Source organism: Fulvivirga sp. (assembly GCF_040220315.1).
In the GTDB taxonomy this organism is placed as follows: domain Bacteria; phylum Bacteroidota; class Bacteroidia; order Cytophagales; family Cyclobacteriaceae; genus Fulvivirga.
In genome coordinates, this window is sequence record NZ_JAVJUY010000139.1 from 1 (window position 1) to 3,997 (window position 3,997).

Here is a 3,997-nt window from a genome sequence, read left to right on the forward strand (position 1 = left end):
GATTTTTTTGGTTCACCTCGAATCACCTTACCTGCAACTATACGAATGCGACCTTTTGGATTCGTAAAATAGCGTTGCTCCGCGATGCTGTATGGCGAGTTTTCCCAACCTGCAGCTTGTAGTTTCGGAACGACATATTTACGACAGGTATCGGCTTCGTTCATAAGCAGCTCAGATTATTCGAAGTTTTTACTACTATGCCTACTTGGATAATGTATTTTAAGACTGACTTCCAAGAGTAGCCGACAGTAATTGACTGAGAAGACCATTCTAAGAAGCCTAACAGCTTATCTTTTCTTGGTATTTTCATTATTAATTATAATTTTTTTATATTGAGAAGGCGGCTGCCTATGGTTACTACGGACTAACTTTGATATTTCTGCAACGCTAATAGCCGCTTCAATTGGAACCACCATTCTTGAACCGCTACGGCGATTACCATATACCTCTATTGACTCGGTAGACTGATGCCCCATTAAATAAGCAATTTCAACTCTACTCATTCCAGAAGCTTTCAAATCTGAACCTTTTTGATGCCTGAATGAATAAAAACTAATTTGTTTTTTTCTTCGTGGAAAAACTTTTTTTGTTAGGTTTTTTAGCCGCCCCTGTAACAAAGTCATACGTCCTGATTTCTTGTGTTCGAGTCTTAATAAATCTCGACTCCATAACTGAAGATTTGCGTAGATTTCTGAGCTCAGAAGAACTTGGCGATCTAGCCCTCGACCGGTTCCATTCTCATCCTCAATTTTCTTTGCACCGACTATATTTACAGTGTTACCTCCCAGAAATTGAATTGTCTCCATTTCTGCCGGCCTGCAACCCAAGGTATAAGCGATTTTTATAGCCGCAAGCAATGCTCGATCTTTCTTGTCCTTAGCGGCCGAAGCTAACTTAATGAAATCAGCCTGCGAAACATTTTTAACACGAGGCTGCTTCTCTTTTGGCTCGAGTAATCCGGCTAAGCCACCTTCACCACAAGTTACCGGATTCTGAATTTCACTGACTAGTTTTGCTGTCTTTTTAAAACCCTTTGATTCCTGATCAATACGAATCGCATTCTTTAAGCGTCGAAAATAATTCGGTCGATAGTGATGAGCTGATTGCTCAAGAGCGCGTATAAGATTTCGTGGAGTAAGTTCACCACGGATCCTGTTCTTGTAAAAATGGGAAGCGATTGATTGATATTCGAGCACTGTCTTCTCTAACATTTAAGTCTCCTTTTGGGTCTTTTGCCATACACTCCGCTTCTCTCCGGTATGGCATTATTTCAGTCCATTTGTTATGGACTAAAACAACCAAGCCCCCCGTACTTAGACGATTTTATCAAATCGAATAAGTACGGGATATGGGTAATATAGGATTTATTTATAAAAAAATGCGAGAACTATTTAGACTTGTGTTTAGCGAGTAGCTCCCTAGCTTTCTCCAGTCTTTTTACAATGGCCTTATACCGAGGCCCTTTTCTAATATCGGCAACTCTGTCTATGCCATATTTGGAATAGTACGCCTCAATTTTTTCGACATATTGTCCACAGTAATACACTTCTTGAGCGTAATTTTTATCTTTCTTTGAAAGAATTGCTACTCGTTCAAAATAATAGGGGGTAGGAACCAGACCTGTATCCTCCATAGTTCTCAACTCTGCCATACAGCATTGCTTCATCACATCAATATCATCCTTATTTTCTTCAACTAATTCCCATGTTTTTTTGCTGTCAACGTGATTATTCATACTCACTTATTCTTTTGCACTAATTGGATCGATTGAAATACCTATAATACTCAAAGCATAATTTCCTTCTAAATATTTTAGTGCTTCAATTACTCCAAGAGAGCCCTGTGAATAACTAAAGTCATACTTGTATGTCCTCGGGTTAAAAAGTCCCAGCCCAGATACACTAGGCAGTATATATTTTGACAACCGATAACGTTTAGTATCGGTAAAAGATTTTTTTAAATCAGGGAATTTGTTTCTAATTAGTTCCAGTACTACCTGGATTCCGGCTACTCCATCCATTAAAGACGCTTCCAACATAAATGGCGTGTAAAGATCCATAGTTAGATTCTGTAAAAGCTCTTGATCTAGCTCATAGTCTAGGTGCTCACATTCATGTGCAGCCACCAATGCAAGTAAAAGACCCGCAGTTCCATCTCTTAAATATGGCAATAAACGATTACCATCAATTTCGCCCTTTAGTGATATAGCGTTGCCTAACGGATGTCGTACTGTTTGCTCTAATTCAAAAGATATATATTTCTTTATTGATATATTTAAATCTATTGAAGAACTTAGTTCAGCCGCTGCGACAACTAGTCCTGATCTACCATAAAGAAGCCCATTTTTTCTCCATGAAAATGTACTCTCAAGGTTTAATGCTTTTTCAAATACCTTTTTTGCCAAATCATAATATTTATATTTATTCAATATCGTTGCTATTCCTGCCAAACCATTTGACAACGTTGGGTCTTCCAATGATTCCCAATCTTTTATTATTTTTTCTAAGACATTTTTCGATGTCTCTTTTAGATTTAATGTTTCACATACATCTAAAACTCCTGCCAGACCCGCCTCGTAACCAAGAGGTAATAAATCTTGTTTCAGAGCATCATCTACACTGCATGTGTATTTCTCAATTAAATTTTCATCAATTTTTTTACCATGCTTTTTTAGAGTATATAAAACACCCGAATCTCCGTAAAAAAAACTAAGATGTGCTCCTTTTAGCGATTTGTTACTAGTCGGAAATATTTGTTTTTCATTTATTGAGCGATGTCGAAGAACCCCAGAAAACAGGTCACCTCTCACTACTTTTGTGGATCTATTATTTGAAAACTTAGGTTGGCTAAAGTATGAAACGTTGTAAATTGAGTGTTTCCTTGTCACTGCATTAACGTGATTGCAAGCATTAATCCACCACCTGGGCAATGAACTACAATATCTCATTAATTCTTCACTTAAAATATCTAATACTTGATTAGATATTTCTGCAAGAGTTGTCACTCTCAACACAAATGAAATTGCAATGCATTTCAACGCATATACGTCTCGAGCTTGTGCTGTCAATTGTCCCCCTTGTTCTAATAAACAAAAATCTGGGGTTCCAACACCAGTTGATAGCGTGTCTATTGGTAAGCATGCCTCAAAATCGATTAGATGAGGCTCATCTTGACTATCTATAATTACATTACCAGGACTTAGATCTCCGAAAGCAATACCGCTGGCATGTAATTTTCTGAGAAGTTTCTCAATCGTATATATAATAAATTTTGCTCTATTCAAATATTCATCTACTAAGTCTTTTGAAGAATGAGCTGATGAATATAGCGGATTTTCTCGTGCAATCCACTCGCTCAATGGTGTTCCATTTATATACTTTATTACTAGGAACTTATGCCCTTTTACATCAAATTCATCTAATAATTCAGGAGCTAATCCAGGTAATTCCGCATTCAATTTCTTTAATGTTTCTGACTCCTTCGTCAGTCTAGTAACTGCGTTTTCTTCTCCTACAAAACCTGTTTTTGGTCGGGCTTCTTTTAGTACAACATCTAGTCCTGTTTTTTCACAGATTGCTTTGTACCTACCACCTGCGTTACTAAAACGTAATACTGAATCAATTTCATATTGCTTAAATTTCATTGAATTTGAAGAGACACTTGGCGCTGAACTTGTTGGCAAGCTACTAAAAGGATCAATAATTCCTTCAGGTAGAATGAAATGAGGTGCTCTCATATCTGGCACTAGTTCATTCAATCCATTTGGTATTAGTTCTTCCGGTTCTCCTTCACTATTGATTCGTCCAGATTGTGTAAAAGCACCCCATCTATAGAAGACATTTTTTGATTTTTTATAATTTCTATCCGTTAAAATATCTAAGCCTTCATAATTAACTAACTGTAAAGTGATTTTATCCATTAATTTCTCGGCTTATTGCTCAGTTGCAGGATATAAAGCTATGAATTTACCACTTTGAAGGCGATTTGCATTTTTGAA

General features: G+C 37.0%; 3 protein-coding genes. All 3 read right to left on the bottom strand.

Going from position 1 to position 3,997, the window contains the following annotated elements:
* Positions 1-287: 287 nt before the first annotated feature.
* The 3 genes from RLO81_RS06525 to RLO81_RS06535 all read right to left on the bottom strand — a co-directional run bounded on the left by RLO81_RS06525 (position 288) and on the right by RLO81_RS06535 (position 3,919).
* On the bottom strand, positions 288-1,211 hold the full coding sequence (locus RLO81_RS06525; RefSeq protein ID WP_350108945.1) for a site-specific integrase: 924 nt from the start codon (positions 1,209-1,211) through the stop codon (positions 288-290).
* A gap of 176 nt (positions 1,212-1,387) precedes the next feature.
* Positions 1,388-1,735 (bottom strand): hypothetical protein, encoded by a 348-nt coding sequence (locus RLO81_RS06530; RefSeq protein WP_350108948.1) that lies wholly within the window; start codon positions 1,733-1,735, stop codon positions 1,388-1,390.
* Between the two features lie 6 nt (positions 1,736-1,741).
* Complete coding sequence (locus tag RLO81_RS06535) at positions 1,742-3,919, bottom strand: class III lanthionine synthetase LanKC N-terminal domain-containing protein (RefSeq protein WP_350108951.1); 2,178 nt, start codon at positions 3,917-3,919, stop codon at positions 1,742-1,744.
* Positions 3,920-3,997 lie beyond the last annotated feature (78 nt).

What these genes read in the sequence shown, in the direction of transcription:
- RLO81_RS06525 (WP_350108945.1), bottom strand. Translation starts at nt 1,211, where the DNA reads ATGTTAGAGAAGACAGTGCTCGAATATCAATCAATCGCTTCCCATTTT.
- RLO81_RS06535 (WP_350108951.1), bottom strand. Translation starts at nt 3,919, where the DNA reads ATGGATAAAATCACTTTACAGTTAGTTAATTATGAAGGCTTAGATATT.
- RLO81_RS06530 (WP_350108948.1), bottom strand. Translation starts at nt 1,735, where the DNA reads ATGAATAATCACGTTGACAGCAAAAAAACATGGGAATTAGTTGAAGAA.